The sequence below is a fragment of the Pseudobutyrivibrio sp. C4 genome (genome assembly GCF_900111635.1).
Taxonomy (GTDB): domain Bacteria; phylum Bacillota; class Clostridia; order Lachnospirales; family Lachnospiraceae; genus Pseudobutyrivibrio; species Pseudobutyrivibrio ruminis.
This window is the reverse complement of the sequence record NZ_FOHF01000001.1, coordinates 785,199-803,033: the sequence shown is the minus strand read 5'-3', so window position 1 is coordinate 803,033 and position 17,835 is coordinate 785,199. Positions and strand designations below refer to the sequence as shown.

The window sequence follows — 17,835 nt, the reverse complement described above, 5'->3', positions numbered from 1 at the left end:
GTGCAAGCACATCAACAAGTACAAGCGCATCAGACAGTGCATCTACATCAGCAAGTGAGAGTGCATCCACAAGTGCAAGTACATCAGCTAGTACAAGTGAATCAGCAAGTGTAAGTACATCAACAAGCTTAAGTAACTCAGTATCAGAGAGTACAAGTACATCGCTTAGTGATAGCACATCAACAAGTTTAAGTGAATCAACAAGTACATCACTCAGTGATAGCACATCAGCAAGCCTGAGCGAGTCAACAAGCACATCACTCAGTGATAGCACATCAGTAAGCTTGAGTGAGTCAGCAAGCACATCACTTAGCAATAGTGAGTCAACAAGTGCAAGTACATCAGCGAGTGAGAGTACTTCAATAAGTAATAGTGAATCAGCAAGCACAAGTGCATCAGAAAGTGCATCTACATCAGCTAGTACAAGTGCATCAGAAAGTGCATCTACATCAGCTAGCGAGAGTGCATCAACAAGTGCAAGCACATCAGCTAGTACAAGCGCTTCAACAAGTGCAAGCACATCAGCAAGTACAAGCGCTTCAGACAGTGCATCTACATCGGCAAGCCTGAGCGAGTTAACGAGTGCATCACTTAGTGATAGCACATCAGTAAGCTTAAGTGAGTCAACAAGTACATCACTTAGTGATAGCACATCAGTAAGCTTAAGTGAGTCAACAAGTGCATCACTTAGCCAGAGTGAATCAGCAAGCACAAGTACAAGCATCTCAATTAGTGAGAGTGTATCAGCAAGCTTGAGTATTTCTGAATCAGTGAGTGAAAGCCTATCAGCAAGCACAAGTGCTTCAGAATCTATAAGTGCTTCTGTAAGTGAGAGCTTATCAGCAAGTGAAAGTGCATCAACAAGCGCAAGTATTTCAGCAAGTGAAAGTGCCTCAACAAGCTTGAGCAACTCAGTATCAGAGAGTGAAAGCACTTCGACAAGTTTAAGCGACTCAGTATCAGAGAGTGTAAGTACTTCAACAAGCTTGAGTGATTCAACATCATTAAGTGAGTCATTAAGCACATCAGCAAGCTTGTCTGAGTCAGCAAGCATAAGTACTTCGCTTAGTGAGAGTGCCTCAACATCAGAAAGCCTTTCAACAAGTGCTTCACTTAGTGAGAGTGCCTCAACATCAGAAAGCCTTTCAACAAGCGCTTCGCTTAGTGAGAGTGCCTCTACATCAGAGAGCCTTTCAACAAGTGTTTCAACATCAGAGAGTATTTCACTCTCAGAGAGTGCAAGCATGTCACTTTCAGTTAGCCTTAGCTTGTCAGAGAGCATGAGCCTTAGTGCTTCAGAGAGAGCAAGCTTGAGCAATAGTGCATCAGCAAGCACAAGTGCATCGACAAGTGCAAGTACATCGGCAAGCGAGAGTGCATCAACAAGCGCAAGCATCTCAGCAAGCGAGAGTGCATCAACAAGTGCAAGCACATCAGCAAGCATAAGTGCATCAGAGTCAGCAAGCGCATCTGCAGCTGCAAGCACAGCAAATGACAACACTGGAAATGGTGGAACAAGCACTCCTGCTTCAGCAAGCGAGACAAACGGCACTGCTACTACAACAACAGAAACAGCAACTTCTTCATATAATGAAGTTTCAACAAATGCTTCATCTACAAGCACAGTTTCATCATTCAATGAGATTGGTGGAGCAGAGACAACAATCGAAGAACAGCAGGTACCACTTGCTGTAAGATTAGACTCAACAGATGATTTAGCATCAGAGTTTGAGGATGAGTACACAACAATCCAGGATGAGGAGACACCACTTTCTATCACAAAGAGCGGTTTAGGTGGAAGAGTTTGGTGGTATTGGATCCTTATCATTATCACAGCAATATCAGGAAAGGTTGCTAAGGATAAGAGAAACATTGTTGAAAAGGAAGTTGAAGATACAGACAAGTAATTAAAGTTACAAATTGTATACAAATGAGAATAAAGTCACATATATTGTGGTCACTGTGTGGTATTTCACATATAAAACACAATATATGTGATTTTTTTGTGTGCGTGGCAATATCATACAGCGAGTGGCAAGAACAGCTCTGAAAAAACACTACTCGTTCACAATTTCCCCGTAGTATGACATTACAAAATCAAGAACGTTACAGAGAATAATGTTAAATCCCGGACGGAACCGGAAAGATGTATTGGAGATTCCACGAAAGGAGATGGATATTATGACAAAGAGAAATATGAAGGTTAGAAGCTTATTACTTGCAGCAGCTATAACAGGTTCTTCCTTAGGAGGAGCTTATGCATTTAATGATGCAACTATAGCTTATGCAGCAGTAGAAGGTGAGGCACCAGCAGAAGAACAGGCAGAAGCAGAAGAGTCTCCAGTGGAAGAAGCACCAGCAGAGGAAACACCTACAGAGGAGCCTACAGTAGAAGAGCCTGCAACAGAAGAACCTGCAGCAGAGTTACCAGTAGATGAGCAGGAAGAAGAATTGGCAGAGGCTGAGGCAGAAGCAGAAGAACTTCCAGAAGAAGAGATGGCAGCAAGACCTGAATTAGCAGTAGCTCCTATGCAACTCAGAATGATGGCTCCAGCGCCAGCAGAAACACCAGCAGAAGATGAAGACAATGAAGAAGACCCAGTAGTTACATATGGAAATGAAATCAGAGATGCAGGAGAAGGAGCAGATATTACAGGTTCAGCTACAAATCTGTTAGGAGCATACTTTGAAGGTTCTACAGTAACAACAGATACTACTGATGGTAATACCGTATATGCGGTAACAGATGCTGAAAATAATACAGTATATTATACATACGGTGGTGTAGATGAGAATGGAACAATAGTATTTAATCAAGTAGAAATAGCAACTGTAGTAACTGTGACAGAAGAAAATTTAAATCCTAATCAATTCCATGGTAAGGTGGCTGGTTTAGAATATGGTGTTGACTACACATTCACAATGGATGATAAGGAAAGAGAAGACTTAGCTCATGCCACAGATACACCTGAAGGTTTGATAGATACAGTAAATAAATTTGAAGGAAATAAACATTACAAGAGCTATTATGGATATGAAACAGCCGCAGAGCCAGATTTATGGATTTATCCAGATGGATATGAGATCCAGAAGAGAGATAAATTACCATTGGCTTGCTTAGCTGATCCTACAAAAGCATATTTAGGAATGTGGAATATTGGAAATAATTATTCATGGTGCATTTGGGACGGAACAGTATGGCGAAGCATAGTTATTGATGGTGATACTGTTAGCACACCTGAGTTATATACAGGCGGTGATGGAACATATCATCCAATCAAAGTTATAGGATATGCGGAAGGAAATAATATTTATAAATTTACGAAGAAGTATGATTTACAATATCTTGGAACACAGATTACAGGCACAGATGTAACAATTAACTTTGATAAACCAATTATTCCAGATCCAAATCCAACACCAACACCAGAACCAGAGCCACAGCCAGAACCAGAGCCACAGCCAGAACCAGACCCAACACCAGAGCCACAGCCAGAACCAGATCCAACACCAGAGCCAGAGCCAGAACCAGAGCCTGAGCCAGAGCCACAGCCAGAACCAGAGCCTCAGCCAGAGCCAGAGCCAGAACCAGAGCCTCAGCCTGAGCCAGAGCCACAGCCAGAACCAGAACCTCAGCCTGAACCAACACCACAGCCTGAACCAACTCCTACTCCAGAAGAGCCTACGGAACCTACAGGTGGCGCGCCAGAAACTCCTATAGTACCTGGTGTATATGTTCCAACATACGTTACAGCTACAACACCTATACTTCCAATAGTTCCTACATTTGCTCAGACAGTACTTCCAGTAATAATCGATGATGGACTTGTTCCTCTCGCTGGCGGTCTTGAAGAAGTAGCAGATACTGTTGAAGAGGCAGCAGTTGTTGAAGAAGTAGTGGAAGCTCCTGCTAATGATACAGAAGTAGATACAGTTTCAATTGCTGATGAAGAAACAGCTAAAGGTCTTGCGGACCTTGGCGCAGGAAGAATTTGGTGGTATTGGATTCTCATTATCATCACTGGCATTTCAGCTTTAGTATCATATGATAAGAAGCGAAGATTGGCTAAAGAAATAAATAATGAGAAATAATTCACAAAAGTGTGTGGAATGTAACTAGAAAGTGAACTATAATATGAGAGTGGAAGATGTCAGACATTTTCCACTCTTTATATTATGCGCAGGAGGTAATATATGAACAAAAATCTAAAAAGATGCTTAGAATTCCTTGCGATTGTAGTAATCACTGGAATCGTTGCAATATCAAGTCCATTTAATCCATGGATTGCAAACGCCTTTACTGAGGTGCAGGAAGAGATTCTTAATATTGCGTACTCAGTAAGAGAAGGATATCTAGCATATGTTGAATTGGATGGTCACTACGGACCAGTTGTATATGAGTTCTTTGGACTTGGTTATTTACCAACAGACACTCATTTGGTTCAGTTCATCATGGAGACAGCTCTCAATTTTGTGTCTATATTATTCTTATATAAGACAGCAAAGCTTTATACATCTAATATTTTCGCCTGGGTTGCAGCAGCGGCAATAGCAATTTTCGAATGGGGTGCACTTACTCATGCTGGTGCAGAAGAGATATTATTCTTCGTAATGTCTTTGACATGCTACCATGTGGCACGCCAGCTAAAGAGCGGTATGCTTTCACATCACACATACTTACTTGCTATTGATTTAGGATTAGTTATTTTCCTTCAACCAGGATATGCATTCTTCTGGGCAATATTAATTCTGTTCTTTGCAATCAAATTCAAGGTTGATGGAATAGATGGAAAAGGATATAGAACATTCTGGTTTTCAACAATTGAAGGTTGGATAACTGTAGCAGTTCCAATGGGATTATATTTATGGTATTTCAAAAATGGAGCAGCATTTTTACAGAATGTAGTTTCATACAACATGAGCAATATTGGTTCATTTGGCGAAGGACTAAAGCTAGTTCTTGCAACACCTTGGACTATCGCAATTGCGGTACTTGTAATTGCAATTATCATCAAGGTTGTTATGAATGAAAATGTTGCTGATTTATGTATTTGGCTTGGAGTAGTAATTTGTGCAATAATAGTGGTAGCACTACAGGGGGAGAATCTTGATTCATTCAAGGTAGCAGTTAAAGCACTCTATATTGTTCCAGTTGCTAGTATCCTTTCACTTTTGGATAAGCCACTTGGATTGAAAATAGAGGAAAGAGATAATTAAGATTTATAGGCCCAGCTCGTAGTAATGCTTGCTGGGCTTTTATTTTGCACGAAGGGCTTAAATTTACATGGATAAGATTAGGATTTTACAGATAGGTACAGCAAGCTGGGCAACTAAATATAAATGTCCGGACAATGTAAAGATTATCTTTGCAGGTGGAACAATTGAAAAGAAAAAGGATATTTATGAAATTGTTGTAGTTGAAAGAAATCTGGATGATGAAGAGGCAGAGATAGTTCGCCAGATGTCAATGTCATACTGCGTTTTCATAGTTGGTGATTTCAAGCTTAATAGACCTACTACGAGATTGTTCAACCGAAGAATGGCTAATAACTTGGCAGTGGAGGATATACAGGACTTCCTGACAAACGAGACGAAGAAATATTTCCCACATCCTTATGGAGAGAAGTTTAAGCCAGAGAATGTTGGCGTAGCTCAAGGTTTCAAGGGCACCATTAGATGGAATGGTCAGTACGCTGTTGAATTGGAAGGTGATTACGGCAACCAGTTTACCCAGGTTGCGTTCTGGAAGAATAATATTCCAATAGTAAAAGACCAAGGATTGGAATTTTGGCTAGAGTACGAGAAGGATGACACTGTAGAAATAGCATTATCAATTACTCAGTTTGTGCCAGGCTCTCTATCTGACGTTCGAGATTCCTGGACATTTAGCGAAGAAGAATTAAAAGAACCTGTCCTTATTGAAGGTCGAAATGGTGATGGCCAGCTGTTTGTATCACTTCGTGCAGCAGGTCAGGGAAGGCTGAATATTATAGCTTTACACGACCGAGTATCTAGATGGGATTTAGGAGCATTTTTAGTAGGTGGCAAGCGATATGTCACATCTGAGCGAGAGGAGATATTTTCTTATTTTGATCCAGGTGATTTCAAGCCACCCCTTGCAGTTTATTTCTCAGGATATAAAACTCAGGAAGGTTTTGAAGGATACTACATGATGCGAAAAATGGGATGTCCATTTTTGCTGATTGCAGAGCAGCGCTTTGAAGGTGGCGGATTTTACATGGGAAGCCCAGAGTTTGAAGCACTGATGGTTAAGATAATTGACGAGCATCTAAATAAGCTGGGATTCTATCCGGATCAGCTAATCCTTTCTGGAATTTCCATGGGAACAATTGGCTCATTATATTATGGTTGCAACATGAGGCCTCATGCACTTATTCTGGGAAAGCCATTGGCTAGCCTTGGAGATATTGCTGCTAATGAGACACTGAAGCGACCAAAGGGATTTCCTACTTCACTGGATATCCTAAAGCGATATGGTGGAGGAACAGATAAGGAAGCAATTGAAAGACTTAATGAGAGATTATGGAATAAGATAAGAAACACCGACTTCGGTCATACCAAGTTTATTGTTTCTTATATGATAGAAGATGACTATGATTCAACTGCCTACAACAGGCTAATCACAGAATTGAATTCGGCAGGTGTGCAGGTTTATGGTAAAGGATTACATGGTCGCCACAATGATAATACCGCTGGAATTGGTGCCTGGTTCAAGGGGCAATATGAGCGTGTTTTGAAGGAAGATTTTGACAGATAATTCTTGCAGTTTGAACATTCTGTGAACTGGCAAGAAGTGTGAAAATATGGCAATAATCGGCCTTAGGGGAGCAAAAAAAGTTCACAATTTACCGATAAAATATATACAAATAAATGAATAGGAATTTGTGAAAGAGAGGAATGAAAAATGGGTGAAAAGAAAGTAAGAAGTTTATTAAAAGGAGTAGCCATTACAGGTGCTTCAGTAGGTGGAGCAGCTTTACTTGGCGATGCCGATTTAGTATATGCTATGGAAGAAGAGGCAGCTGAAATCGTTGTTGATACTACACCACAGACACAACAGACAGTAGAGGCACAGGTCCCAGCAGCAACAGAGCAGGTTGTAGAAGCTCCAGCACCAGCTGCAGTAGAGGTTGCGACAGCGCCAGTAGCAGAGACACCAGCAGCAGAGGCACCAGCAGCAGTGGAAGAGACACCTACTACACCAGTAGAGGAAGCTCCAGTTGAGACACCAGCAGCTCCAGTAGAGGAGGCTCCAGTTGAGACACCAGTTACTCCAGCAGAAGAAACTCCTGTGGCTCCAGCTGAGGATACAAATAACGATGTATTCACCATTCTTAGAGGGGCTTATAGAGATGAAACAATCGATGAAAATGAGTTAACTGAAAACAAGGTTGAGCTTAAAGCTATGAGAAAGGCAGCTCCTCTTGCAACTGAATTAACAAATGATGCAGAAACTGATGCAGAAACTGATGCTAGCCTTTCTGATACAGCAGAGGCAGCTACCGTATATACGGAGGAACAGATTTCTGAGTCAGGAGCATCACTTTCTACAGTTGAAAGTGAATTATCATCTACATCTGAGAAACTTTCTACTTCAGTATCAGAGGCAGAATCTGAGTATGAAAGCTATTCAGAGACAATGACTACAACATCAGAAGAATATGCATCTAAGAACTACAACATTGCAAAGCTTGATAAATTAGAGCAAGATGTTAAAGATGCTCAGGCGATTGAAAAAGCAAAGAGAGAAGCATTAGCTGCTAAGAACAAGAGCTTAGATACTGATTATTTTGAACACGCTGGCAGACCTCTTGCAATTACAATGATTAAATATAACCTTGTAATTGACGGAAAAGCTGATCCTAATTATATTGATAGCGCACAGATTAAATATTACACACCGGATGGATATGATAAAAAGCATTTCTGTACAATTTATTTAGGAACTGATGGACAGGTTCATGAGGAATATTATGATTATGTAACAGCTAATGCTAGAGGAGAAAGTCTCTTTAGATGGTCTGAGCTTTCTGAAGAAGATGTTGCTGCAGGTATTACAATTCCAAGAGGTATTTCTATAGAGAATTATTCTCCTTATGTTTCAGGAATCAATATTGTTGAGAAGTTTTTACAAGACAATGGCATAAGAGCGGGCGGCAATCTGTTTTCATATACATTTACTGATGATGATGGTAATGAAAAGACATTCAAAATCACAAGACAGAGCTATTCTATGGAGGCAGATGAAAACGGACATTATAAAGGCAAAGATTACTATGGCTACGCATTCATGAATAACCAGATCGATGAGCGATCTGAATTAGCATCAGAGATGTTATCGTTATCAGCAGCAATTGCATCTACTGGTTCACAGGTTGAGGGATACCAGTCAATGGTAGACGAGTATGTAGCTCGTTCTAATGAGCTTGATAGTGCATGGTCAGAGTATGCTGCTAACAGCACAAAGACTGCAGAAAGTCTTTCTAACAGCACAAGCACATCTGAGAGCGCAGCAAGCACAGCAGCAAGCCAACAGGCATCTACAGAAGCTAGTGAGTTAGCATCTAATCAGGCAAGTGAGCAGGCTTCAACAGCGGCAAGCGAGGAAGCTTCTACTGCAGCTAGCACAAGCGCATCAGCAAGTGAGTCAGCAGCAGTTGCAGCAACAGTATCTGCTCCTGTAGCATCTGCATCTACAGCAGCACCAGCAGCTTCTGCACAGACAGTTATGCCGGCAGCAGGTGCTATTGCAAACCAGGCAATCACACCTATCGATGATGCAAGAGTTCCACTTGGTGTTGTAAATGACGACACAGTTGGTGGCGAAGAAGTGACAGGTGGCCGCGAGTTAATCGTAGAAGGCCGTACAATCGAGGCTGTAAATGAGGCGGAAACTGAAGTAACAGAAATCGCAGATGATGATGTTGCTAAGGGCATTACAGTCACAGAAGATGAAAGTCTTGCAAGAAAAGGTTTCTGGTGGTGGATTATTGCTCTTATTACCGGAAAGGTAACATACGATAAGGTTAAAAAAGAAAAGGAAAAAGAGAAAGAAAATAACTAAGACACTTTTCTAATAGTTGGAGGCAACCGAAAGGTTGCCTCTATTTTTTCTACTTTCAGTGTAGTAAAATAAAAATGCATAATGGGGGGAGGATAATCAGTTGAGACAAAAATTTTTTCCCAAAACACTTATTCAAAAATTAATATTTACCTTCATAATAATGGGAGTTTACCTTGTTGGTAGAGAGCTTCCTTTATATGGAGTTGATTTAGAAGCTTACAAAGCATTCCAGAATACTTCTGGAGATCTTATCATGGAAACAATCGGAGGAGATAGATACAAAACCAGCTTATTGGCCCTTGGTATTTCTCCTTTTATGTTTTCCATGCTCTTTGTTCAGGTAATAGTTGCTGTTAAACGTGCTGATTCAAAGGCACACACTTCTCCTAAAAAAATCACCATGGCAACTCTTATTTTGATGTTTGTATGGGCTAGCGTTCAGGCATATCTTACTGTTAATTCCACAATTTATGTTTTTGATGGTGGGCTTCAGCTTATCATTGCAAAAATCATATCTGGATTTCAGATGGTGACAGGAGCTTTTGTGATTTTATGGCTTGCCACTCGAAATGGTAAATACGGTATAGGTGGTCAGACAGTTCTTATTTATGTAAATATCCTGGATAGTGTGGTTCACACAGTCAAGAATTCCGGCCTGTGGGAAATGCATGTTATTGGTGGAATTGGATTTTTGGCAGTGATATGCACAATCATATTTGAAAACAGTGAATACCGTATTCCTATGCAAAGAATATCTATTCACAATATTTATTCTGATAAAAACTATATCCCAATCAAGCTAAATCCAATCGGAATGATGCCGGTTATGTTTTCTACTGCGTTTTTCATGCTACCAGTGTACGTGTCTATGGGACTTAGTATGCTGTTCCCTAATGACAAAAACTTACAGTGGGTATACGAAAACATGGATACAGCACATACTCTTGGAATTGCTGTATATACGGTAGTGCTATACGTAATTACGATAATTTTCTCATTCGTATTTATCAGTCCAAAGAATCTTACAGAATCTTTGCAAAAAGCAGGAGACAGTATCACAGGTCTCAAATCTGGTAAAAATACACGAAGATTCATTTCTATAAGAGTATTTTGGATTGCTTTTTTCTCAGCAATGTTTATGGGATTTTTCATTATTATCCCATTGGTGCTTCATTTAAGAGGTTATGTAGAATCAACAGTTATCAGTTTGCCATCTATTCTTATTGCGCTGGCAAGTATCAACTGTAACTTATATCGAGAACTTAGGGCAGTAAGAGATTACGATGCTTACGTGCCTTTCCTATAAGAGGTAATTGCGATGCTTTATTTTATTCCAGCTTGGTATCAACAGAATGAGTGGAGAGAGTCTGAGCAGAGTTGGCACACGCGAAGAATGCACACAGAGTTTGATGATACGGTAAAACAGGTTCAGATGTTTTATCGTAGTGGTATGCGTGATTTTAAGATTCTTCTTTTGAGTCATGCTCCAAACTTCAGACATTTCTTACATCGCCAGGGAGTTTTTCATGCTCCATACTGGTCTTGTTTTGATGCCATTCAGGAGGTTAAGAAAAAGAAGGCAGCGGTTTTTTCATTTCATAATCTGGATTGGCCAGAAGGAATCGAATTCGTATATACCCCATTTGTTGTAATTGCATATCTGCATAATACCAAGTACGCCCAGATAGATTTCGGCGAAGCAGGCAACCCTATTCAGGTTAGTATGTACAAGAAAGAGGTGCTTAGCCGTCGTAACATCTATGATGACAGAGGTTTCGTTTCATCTACGGAGGTTTATGATAATGGACGCATGCTCTACACCGATTATCTGACGGAGGCTGGTGTTACAAAGCTTCGTGTGTATGCTGAAACAGGTGCGGTGGAAATCAATGCCAGTTGCAACACCTATCAGGTTTTTAAATCTGATGACACAACAGAGACCAGGACTTTCAAAGAGACAATCTACATGAGTCTTACTGATGTAATCCTGGAAGTGCTTGAAGCACATATTGAGGATGATAATGGAGATGATGTTTTCTGTATTGCCATGCACGAGTTAAACTATCTGGCAGCACAGAATATCATAGGCAGAAAAAAATGTATCCTATCTTTCTACGGAGATAGATATCGCATAAAGGATCATTTGGATTCCAGACCACTTGTAAAAAGGGCAGGATACATCATCACGGATTCTGAGGCAACCACTCGTTATTTGAAGCGAGAGATGGAAGAAGAAATCACTAATATCACAGATATTTCTCCTTACGATTCACGTATGGATTTTGGTATCAGTGAAAAGCTGATGGTTCAAAAGGTTCTTGTACCTGTAGATGGCTTGCCAGAGGAACGTTTTAGGGAAATGATGATTGCTTTGGCCAAGTATTTGCAGATGAATGAAAATGCCGTAATCAGCATCTTCACAAGAAATGCCACCTACGATTTGCCAGAGAAGCTGCTTAATAAGATTGCAGAGATTTTGGAAGAGGCTGGTTTTGACAGACGCATGGTAATCCATGAGGAAGAGGATGACACTGCTGAAAATGAAGAAATGGAAGCTGAGGAGCAGGAGGAAGTTCCTATCAGATTCTTTGTGGAGCAGTGTGTGGATGAGCTTTCAGTCAGCAAGTGTATTCGCGAGCAACGTATCATGCTTGATATGCGCCACAATCCTGATTTGTTCCTACAGATTAACTGTATCAGTTCAGCCATCCCTCAGATAGTCAGACGCGAAACACAGTATATGCAAAATGGCTACAACGGATTTGTCATGACGGAGATTGATAGAATACCTGTTGCATTGGATTATTTCCTTGGAAGTCTTTTCAACTGGAATCAGGCAAAGGTTTATTCGTACGATATAGGACAGAAGTTTACTACAAAGCATCTTCTTGAGAAATGGAAGAGTGTAATTGCAGGTTTGGAGAAATAAATGGAAAAGGCAAGTTGGACAATCTATTGGAACGAATACAGTTCAGATACTTATCTGTATGGTTCGCAAATAGATTATAAAGCGAAAAATTACGTACATTTTGAAAATGAACTGATGCCACCAGGAACAGTTATAAAGGAGTGGTATTCTCTGACCAACTATCAGGCACAGCGTATCGAACCATCACTTCCTATAATTGATGGTGAGAGTCATTACCGCATAAAAATCAACGTCAATACACCTACAGGAGGAGGCTATTTGGTGCGTTTGGTTTTCCTGGATAGGTACGAAAGAGAGGCAGGAGACTTTACTGTGAGAGGAACAGAGGCAGAGTTTTCATGCCCACTTAAAACCTACAGCTACAGAATGCAGCTGATAAATGCAGGTATGACGGAATTTACATATCATTCAATTACCATTGAAGAGATTGAGGTAGAGCGATAGTGAAAACTAGAAAGCTTGTAAATAAGCTACGAAAAGAACTGAAAAAGGTAAAGGCATACAAGGAGCAGATGGAGCAGCTTACAGATCAGCAATTGTCTGGGCTGACTGCATCCTTCAAGGAGCGCTATGAGAAGGGAGAGTCCCTGGACAAGATTTTGCCAGAGGCTTTTGCTGCCATGTGCGAAGCCGACAAGCGAGTTCTTGGAATGTATCCTTTCGATGTGCAGATTATGGCAGGCGTGGCCTTACATCAGGGCTATCTGGCAGAGATGAACACAGGAGAGGGCAAGACACTTACAGCCACTTTACCTATGTATCTAAATGGTCTTACAGGAGAAGGGGCAATCCTTGTTACAAACAATGAATACCTGGCTTTGCGAGATGCAGAGGAGATGGGACCAGCATATCGATTCATGGGCCTTTCTGTTATGGCAGGTGTAAAGCGTGATGAGGATGATAGATTCGAAAACGACGAAAAAAAGGAAATTTACAAAGCAGATATCGTATATACGACACACTCTGCTCTTGGTTTTGATTACCTTATCAACAATCTGGTAAAGTCTGCCAGCGATAGATTCTTACGTCCATTCAATTTCATAATTATTGATGAAGCTGATTCAGTACTTCTAGACAGTGCCAGCACACCGCTTGTTATTTCAGGTGCCCCACGTGTTCAGTCCAACCTATATGAATCGGCAGATTTCTTCGTGCGTACTTTGAAGGAAAATGAGGACTACGAAGTAGAAGAGAAAAATGTATGGTTCACAGAAAAGGGACTTGAATATGCAGAAGAGTACTTTGGAATCGACAATATTTTTGCTCCAGAGTATTTCGAAATATATCGTCATTTGGTATTGGCACTTCGCGCCCACAAGATTATCGAAAAGGGCACAGAGTACATGATATCTGAAAATGGTGAAGTTGCCCTTATCGACGCCAGCTCAGGACGTACCTTAAAGGGCGTAAAGCTTCGTGGTGGTCAGCATCAGGCTATTGAGTGCAAGGAGCGCTTGGAGCTTTCACAGGAAAACCGTTCCATGGCATCCATAACATATCAGAATTTCTTCTCAATGTTCCCAAAGATGTCGGGCATGAGCGGAACTATCTACGATGCAAAGGACGAGTTATATGATGTTTATGGCAAGCAGGTAGTAGTTATTCCTACCAACAACCCAATTCAGCGAGTGGATTGTCCGGATTGGTATTTCAGCGATTCGAAAAAGCAGTTCGAGGCTGCCATTCGTCTGGCTGTCAAAAAGCATGATACAGGCCAGCCGGTTCTTATTGTTACAACCATGATTGCAGATACTGAAATCATTTCGCATTTACTGGTAGAAAAGGGCTTACCACATTCAGTGCTCAATGCCAACAACGCATTCTGGGAGGCTGATATTATCAAAGAAGCTGGCCAGATGGGAGCTATGACAGTTGCCACATCCATGGCAGGACGTGGTACGGATATCAAGCTTGGACCAGGTGTAAAGGAACTGGGAGGCCTTGCTGTTATTGGTGTAGGTCGAATGCTTAACATCCGCGATGAGCGCCAGGCAAGAGGTCGTTCCGGAAGACAGGGGGATCCTGGATACAGCAGGTTCATCGTATCTTTGGAGGATGATATTGTTGAAAAGGGTACTGACCTGGAGAAGATTCAGAAATACATCGACGGAACAAAACGTATAAGCGATAGAAAAATTAAGCGAATTGTTAATAACGCTCAAAAGATAAATGAAGAGCTTGGCAGTACAAATAGAAAGACTTCAAAGGACTACGATGTAGTACTTCAATTGGAACGTAAGCTGATGTACGACACCAGAGATATGTTGCTTGACGGCGGTACTGTTGAGAAGGAACGTCTCCTTCGTATTGCAGAGGACAATGTTGATCTGTTTTTGAAGGAGAATAAGGAGTTGGATGTAACCACCCTGAATCGTTATTTGCTGGATAACATCTCCTACAGAATGGAGAAGGATTCGGGCTATCTCAATCTTAAAAACAGAAACAGAGTGAAGGCATATATCATGGCAAGAGTGGAGCAGTCACTTGAGGAAAAGAAGGCATCTATTGACTCAGAAAGTGCCATGAATGACTTCGTTAGAGTTTCAGCTTTATCTGCAATTGATGAGGCTTGGATTGAGCAGGTTGACTATTTGCAGCAGTTGCAGGCTGCGGTTTCAGGACGAAGCAGTGCTCAGCGAAATCTTATGTTTGAGTATCATGCGGAGGCTTTGGAATCATTTAGAAAAATGGAAAACTCCATCAAGCGAAATATCATCAGAAATGTATTGCTTTCGGAAGTGAGCATGGATAAAAAGAACCGATTACACATCATACTTCCATAAAAGTTTGGCAGAAAAGGGGCATATATGATTTACAACTTTAATCTAGGAATAGGATGGGCCAGCTCAGGGGTGGAGTATGCTCAAAGCTACAGAGCAAAGGTACTTCGTAACATAGGGGCTGAGGCAAAGTTTATATTTTCAGATATGTTTTCCAAGGACAATCTTATCGACATGACCAGAAATATTGGTTTTGAGGATGATGAGATTATTTGGTTATACACCTTTTTTACGGATTTTAAGCCGGGCCCTGTTACCTATACCTTGGATGATTTGAAAGGGACACTTGGAGATAAAGCTTTTTCCTACGAGCGGGATGGCAAAATAGGAAAGCTGATTTTTGAGGGGGATAATAATTTCTACAGAGTCTACTTCGTAAATACGGAGGAGGATTTCGTTCATCGTGTGGAAATGGTTTCCAGAGGTTGTTTGGTGCGCAAGGACTATTATATGTCTAAGCGTGTGTTCTCGGAATACTATGCTCCACTTGATGGCAAGGCACATCTGTATCACAGACGATTCTTCAATCAGGATGGTAGCCTTGCTTACGAGGAAATCAATGATGATGACAATGTCATGTACAAATTCCCAGATAAATTAATATGTTCAAAGGAAGAGCTTGTAGGTTATATGACAAGCAAGCTTGGGCTTACCAGCGATGATATTGTAATAATCGATAGAACCACCGGCCAGGGCCAGGCTATTCTTGAAAATGTTGGAGATGCAAAGGTTGGAATTGTCATTCACGCAGATCATTTTAGCGAAGGGGCTACGGATGATGATTATATCTTGTGGAACAATTACTATGAGTATTCCTTCTCGATGCATGATGAAATAGATTTCTACATCACTGCTACGGAAGACCAGCGAAAGCTGTTGCTGCAGCAGTTTGATAAGTACTGTGGGGCCAAGCCTAATATTGTAACCATTCCGGTGGGCGCTCTTACTGAGCTTAAATATCCAGCAGGTGAGAGAAAGCCGCATTCTTTAATTACAGCATCACGCCTTGCCACTGAAAAGCACGTTGATTGGATGATAGATGCAGTGGCAGCTGCACATGATAGGGTGCCTGATATCTCTTTAGATATCTACGGCAAAGGTGCTGCTGAAAAGGATTTGAAGGAAAAGATAAAGTCTCTGGGAGCTGATTCGTATATACGATTGATGGGACAGCATGACCTGACAGATGTATATACAAAGTACGAAGCATATTTATCAGCGTCTACTAGTGAAGGCTTTGGACTTACACTGATGGAGGCTATTGGTTCTGGCTTGCCAATCATCGGTTTTGATGTGCGTTATGGCAATCAGAATTTCATCGACCAGGGAAAGAATGGCTACAAGCTGCCTTATGCCATAGGAATGGAAAAGGGCCGCAGACAGAAGGCCATGGTTGATGCAATTTGTAAATTGTTTACAGAAGAGGATTTGGAAAAGATGCATAAGCATTCTTATTCAAAGGCCAAGAAATATCTTGCAAGTGAAGTGGAGGCAAAATGGAAAAAACTAATAGAAACGACATAGTTTTGTTGTTCGACTATTTTAATATGGGTAGCCAGGATTTGCTTTTCTCATTTCAGAATGCAGATTATGAGGTGAAGGCGGTCACAATCAATGATGATGGCTTTTTGCCTGATGGGGTGGAAAATGTTTTTGAACACTTCCTTGGAGATTTTAAGAAGGTGGAAGGCTGTCCTAAAAAGCCTCTTTACTTCAACCAGATTCAGGTGCCAAAGTATTGGCAAATCAGTGGTAACAATACCAGTGGAAGCATTCACGACAAAGCGAAGGAGAGAGGCAGAATCTTTTACGCTGAACCTAAGAATAAAAGGTTTGTTAAGGTGGTGGATTGGCTTGATGAGGATGGCAAAGTCAGAGCCAGCGACCACTATAATAAATTTGGCATGCTTTACGCTAGAACTATCTTTAATAAAAAGTCACAGAAGGTAAGCAAGTCATATTTTAATGGTAATGGCCAGGAAATCATTGTTGAAAACTTTGTTACAGGAGACATCATTTTAAATATTGATGATCAGTCACTGTTCTTCAAAAATCGCACAGAATTTGTGGTTTACTATTTGAAATCCTTAGGGCTTGAGAATCACAGAATATTCTTTAACTCTTTGTCGGTTCCATTTTTTGTATCAAATGCTTTGCCACCTTTATCAGATGGAAGGGAAGATATATTGTTCTGGCAGGAGGCAACCCATGATGCAATTCCAGGCAATATGCTTTTGATTTTCGATGGTAAGGCTAACAGATGTAAGAGAGTAATAGTGCAGAATCACCCATCCTATGAGCGCCTCAGAATGCTTAATGCCCCTGAGGACAAGATGGATGAGCTTGGCTATATCTATTCATTTAAGAAGAAAAACATGGGTAGACCATCTGCCCTTATTTGTACAAATACAGAAAATGTTGAAAAGCTGAAGGAACTGGTGGAGGCTTTGCCTGAGATGAAGTTCCATGTTACAGCGATTACAGAAATGTCAGCAAAGCTTTTGGCACATGAGAAATATGACAATGTGGTGATGTATCCAAATGTGAAAATGTCTACATTGGATAGGCTTTTCTGGGAGTGCGATTTCTTCCTCGATATCAATCGTGAGGGAGAAATTGTTGATGCAACTAGAAAAGCATTTCTTCATAATCAGCTTATTCTGACATTTAACGAAACTGCCCACGGATTGACGTATACAGCCCGTGAAAATCGTTTTGAGGCGAAACAGTATCTCAAAATGACAGAAAGGATAAAAAGTCTATTAAAAGACGAAAATCAGCTTAAAACCGCGGTTTATAGCCAGCAAAGATATGCTTTGAATGCATCTGTAGATGATTATACATTTTAGCTAATTGAGTCAAAGTTTCAAACAACTTACTCGTTTGATAAAAATGCACAAAAATCACTCCTAATTTTCTACTAACTGTACAACGAATTTGTTTGTATTGGTGTCTAAATTGTGTTTTAATAATAACGGACTGTTTGAAAACCCCGTTTTTTACAGACAGACAAATCAAAAGTTATATATATGTTAGGAGGA

At 40.8% G+C, this 17,835-nt stretch carries 12 protein-coding genes; 11 read left to right on the top strand and 1 reads right to left on the bottom strand.

Annotated elements, in window-relative coordinates:
• On the bottom strand, positions 1 to 1,246 hold a 1,246-nt coding region (locus BMY66_RS03785), incomplete at its 3' end, for a hypothetical protein (protein ID WP_177175571.1).
• On the opposite strand from BMY66_RS03785, the gene BMY66_RS13695 reads away from it, so the two are divergent.
• From BMY66_RS13695 to gtfB, 11 genes are all read left to right on the top strand, one after another.
• Positions 1,245 to 1,907, top strand: coding sequence for a hypothetical protein (locus BMY66_RS13695; RefSeq protein ID WP_090394173.1), 663 nt, complete (start codon positions 1,245 to 1,247; stop codon positions 1,905 to 1,907). The genes BMY66_RS03785 and BMY66_RS13695 overlap by 2 nt on opposite strands.
• Positions 1,908 to 2,181: 274 nt before the next feature.
• Complete coding sequence (locus BMY66_RS13690; RefSeq protein ID WP_177175570.1) at positions 2,182 to 4,092, top strand: hypothetical protein; 1,911 nt, start codon at positions 2,182 to 2,184, stop codon at positions 4,090 to 4,092.
• A 102-nt stretch (positions 4,093 to 4,194) separates the two neighbouring features.
• Positions 4,195 to 5,217, top strand: a complete 1,023-nt coding sequence (locus tag BMY66_RS03770; RefSeq protein ID WP_044933739.1) for a hypothetical protein — start codon at positions 4,195 to 4,197, stop codon at positions 5,215 to 5,217.
• A 67-nt stretch (positions 5,218 to 5,284) separates the two neighbouring features.
• On the top strand, positions 5,285 to 6,778 hold the full coding sequence (gene asp2, locus BMY66_RS03765; protein WP_090394172.1) for an accessory Sec system protein Asp2: 1,494 nt from the start codon (positions 5,285 to 5,287) through the stop codon (positions 6,776 to 6,778).
• 147 nt (positions 6,779 to 6,925) lie between these two features.
• Positions 6,926 to 9,085, top strand: coding sequence for a hypothetical protein (locus BMY66_RS03760; protein WP_090394171.1), 2,160 nt, complete (start codon positions 6,926 to 6,928; stop codon positions 9,083 to 9,085).
• Between the two features lie 160 nt (positions 9,086 to 9,245).
• Positions 9,246 to 10,391 carry a preprotein translocase subunit SecY gene (locus tag BMY66_RS03755; protein ID WP_143064496.1) on the top strand — a complete coding sequence of 382 codons (1,146 nt, stop codon included), beginning with the start codon at positions 9,246 to 9,248 and terminating at the stop codon, positions 10,389 to 10,391.
• Between the two features lie 12 nt (positions 10,392 to 10,403).
• Positions 10,404 to 12,014, top strand: coding sequence for an accessory Sec system protein Asp1 (gene asp1, locus BMY66_RS03750; protein WP_090394169.1), 1,611 nt, complete (start codon positions 10,404 to 10,406; stop codon positions 12,012 to 12,014).
• On the top strand, positions 12,015 to 12,458 hold the full coding sequence (gene asp3 / locus BMY66_RS03745; protein ID WP_090394168.1) for an accessory Sec system protein Asp3: 444 nt from the start codon (positions 12,015 to 12,017) through the stop codon (positions 12,456 to 12,458).
• On the top strand, positions 12,458 to 14,797 hold the full coding sequence (secA2, locus tag BMY66_RS03740; protein ID WP_242941771.1) for an accessory Sec system translocase SecA2: 2,340 nt from the start codon (positions 12,458 to 12,460) through the stop codon (positions 14,795 to 14,797). Before asp3 ends, secA2 begins: the two co-directional genes overlap by 1 nt.
• A gap of 24 nt (positions 14,798 to 14,821) precedes the next feature.
• Positions 14,822 to 16,318, top strand: a complete 1,497-nt coding sequence (gtfA, locus tag BMY66_RS03735) for an accessory Sec system glycosyltransferase GtfA (protein WP_090394167.1) — start codon at positions 14,822 to 14,824, stop codon at positions 16,316 to 16,318.
• Complete coding sequence (gene gtfB, locus BMY66_RS03730) at positions 16,291 to 17,643, top strand: accessory Sec system glycosylation chaperone GtfB (RefSeq protein WP_090394166.1); 1,353 nt, start codon at positions 16,291 to 16,293, stop codon at positions 17,641 to 17,643. The genes gtfA and gtfB overlap by 28 nt, the downstream gene beginning before the upstream one ends.
• Positions 17,644 to 17,835 lie beyond the last annotated feature (192 nt).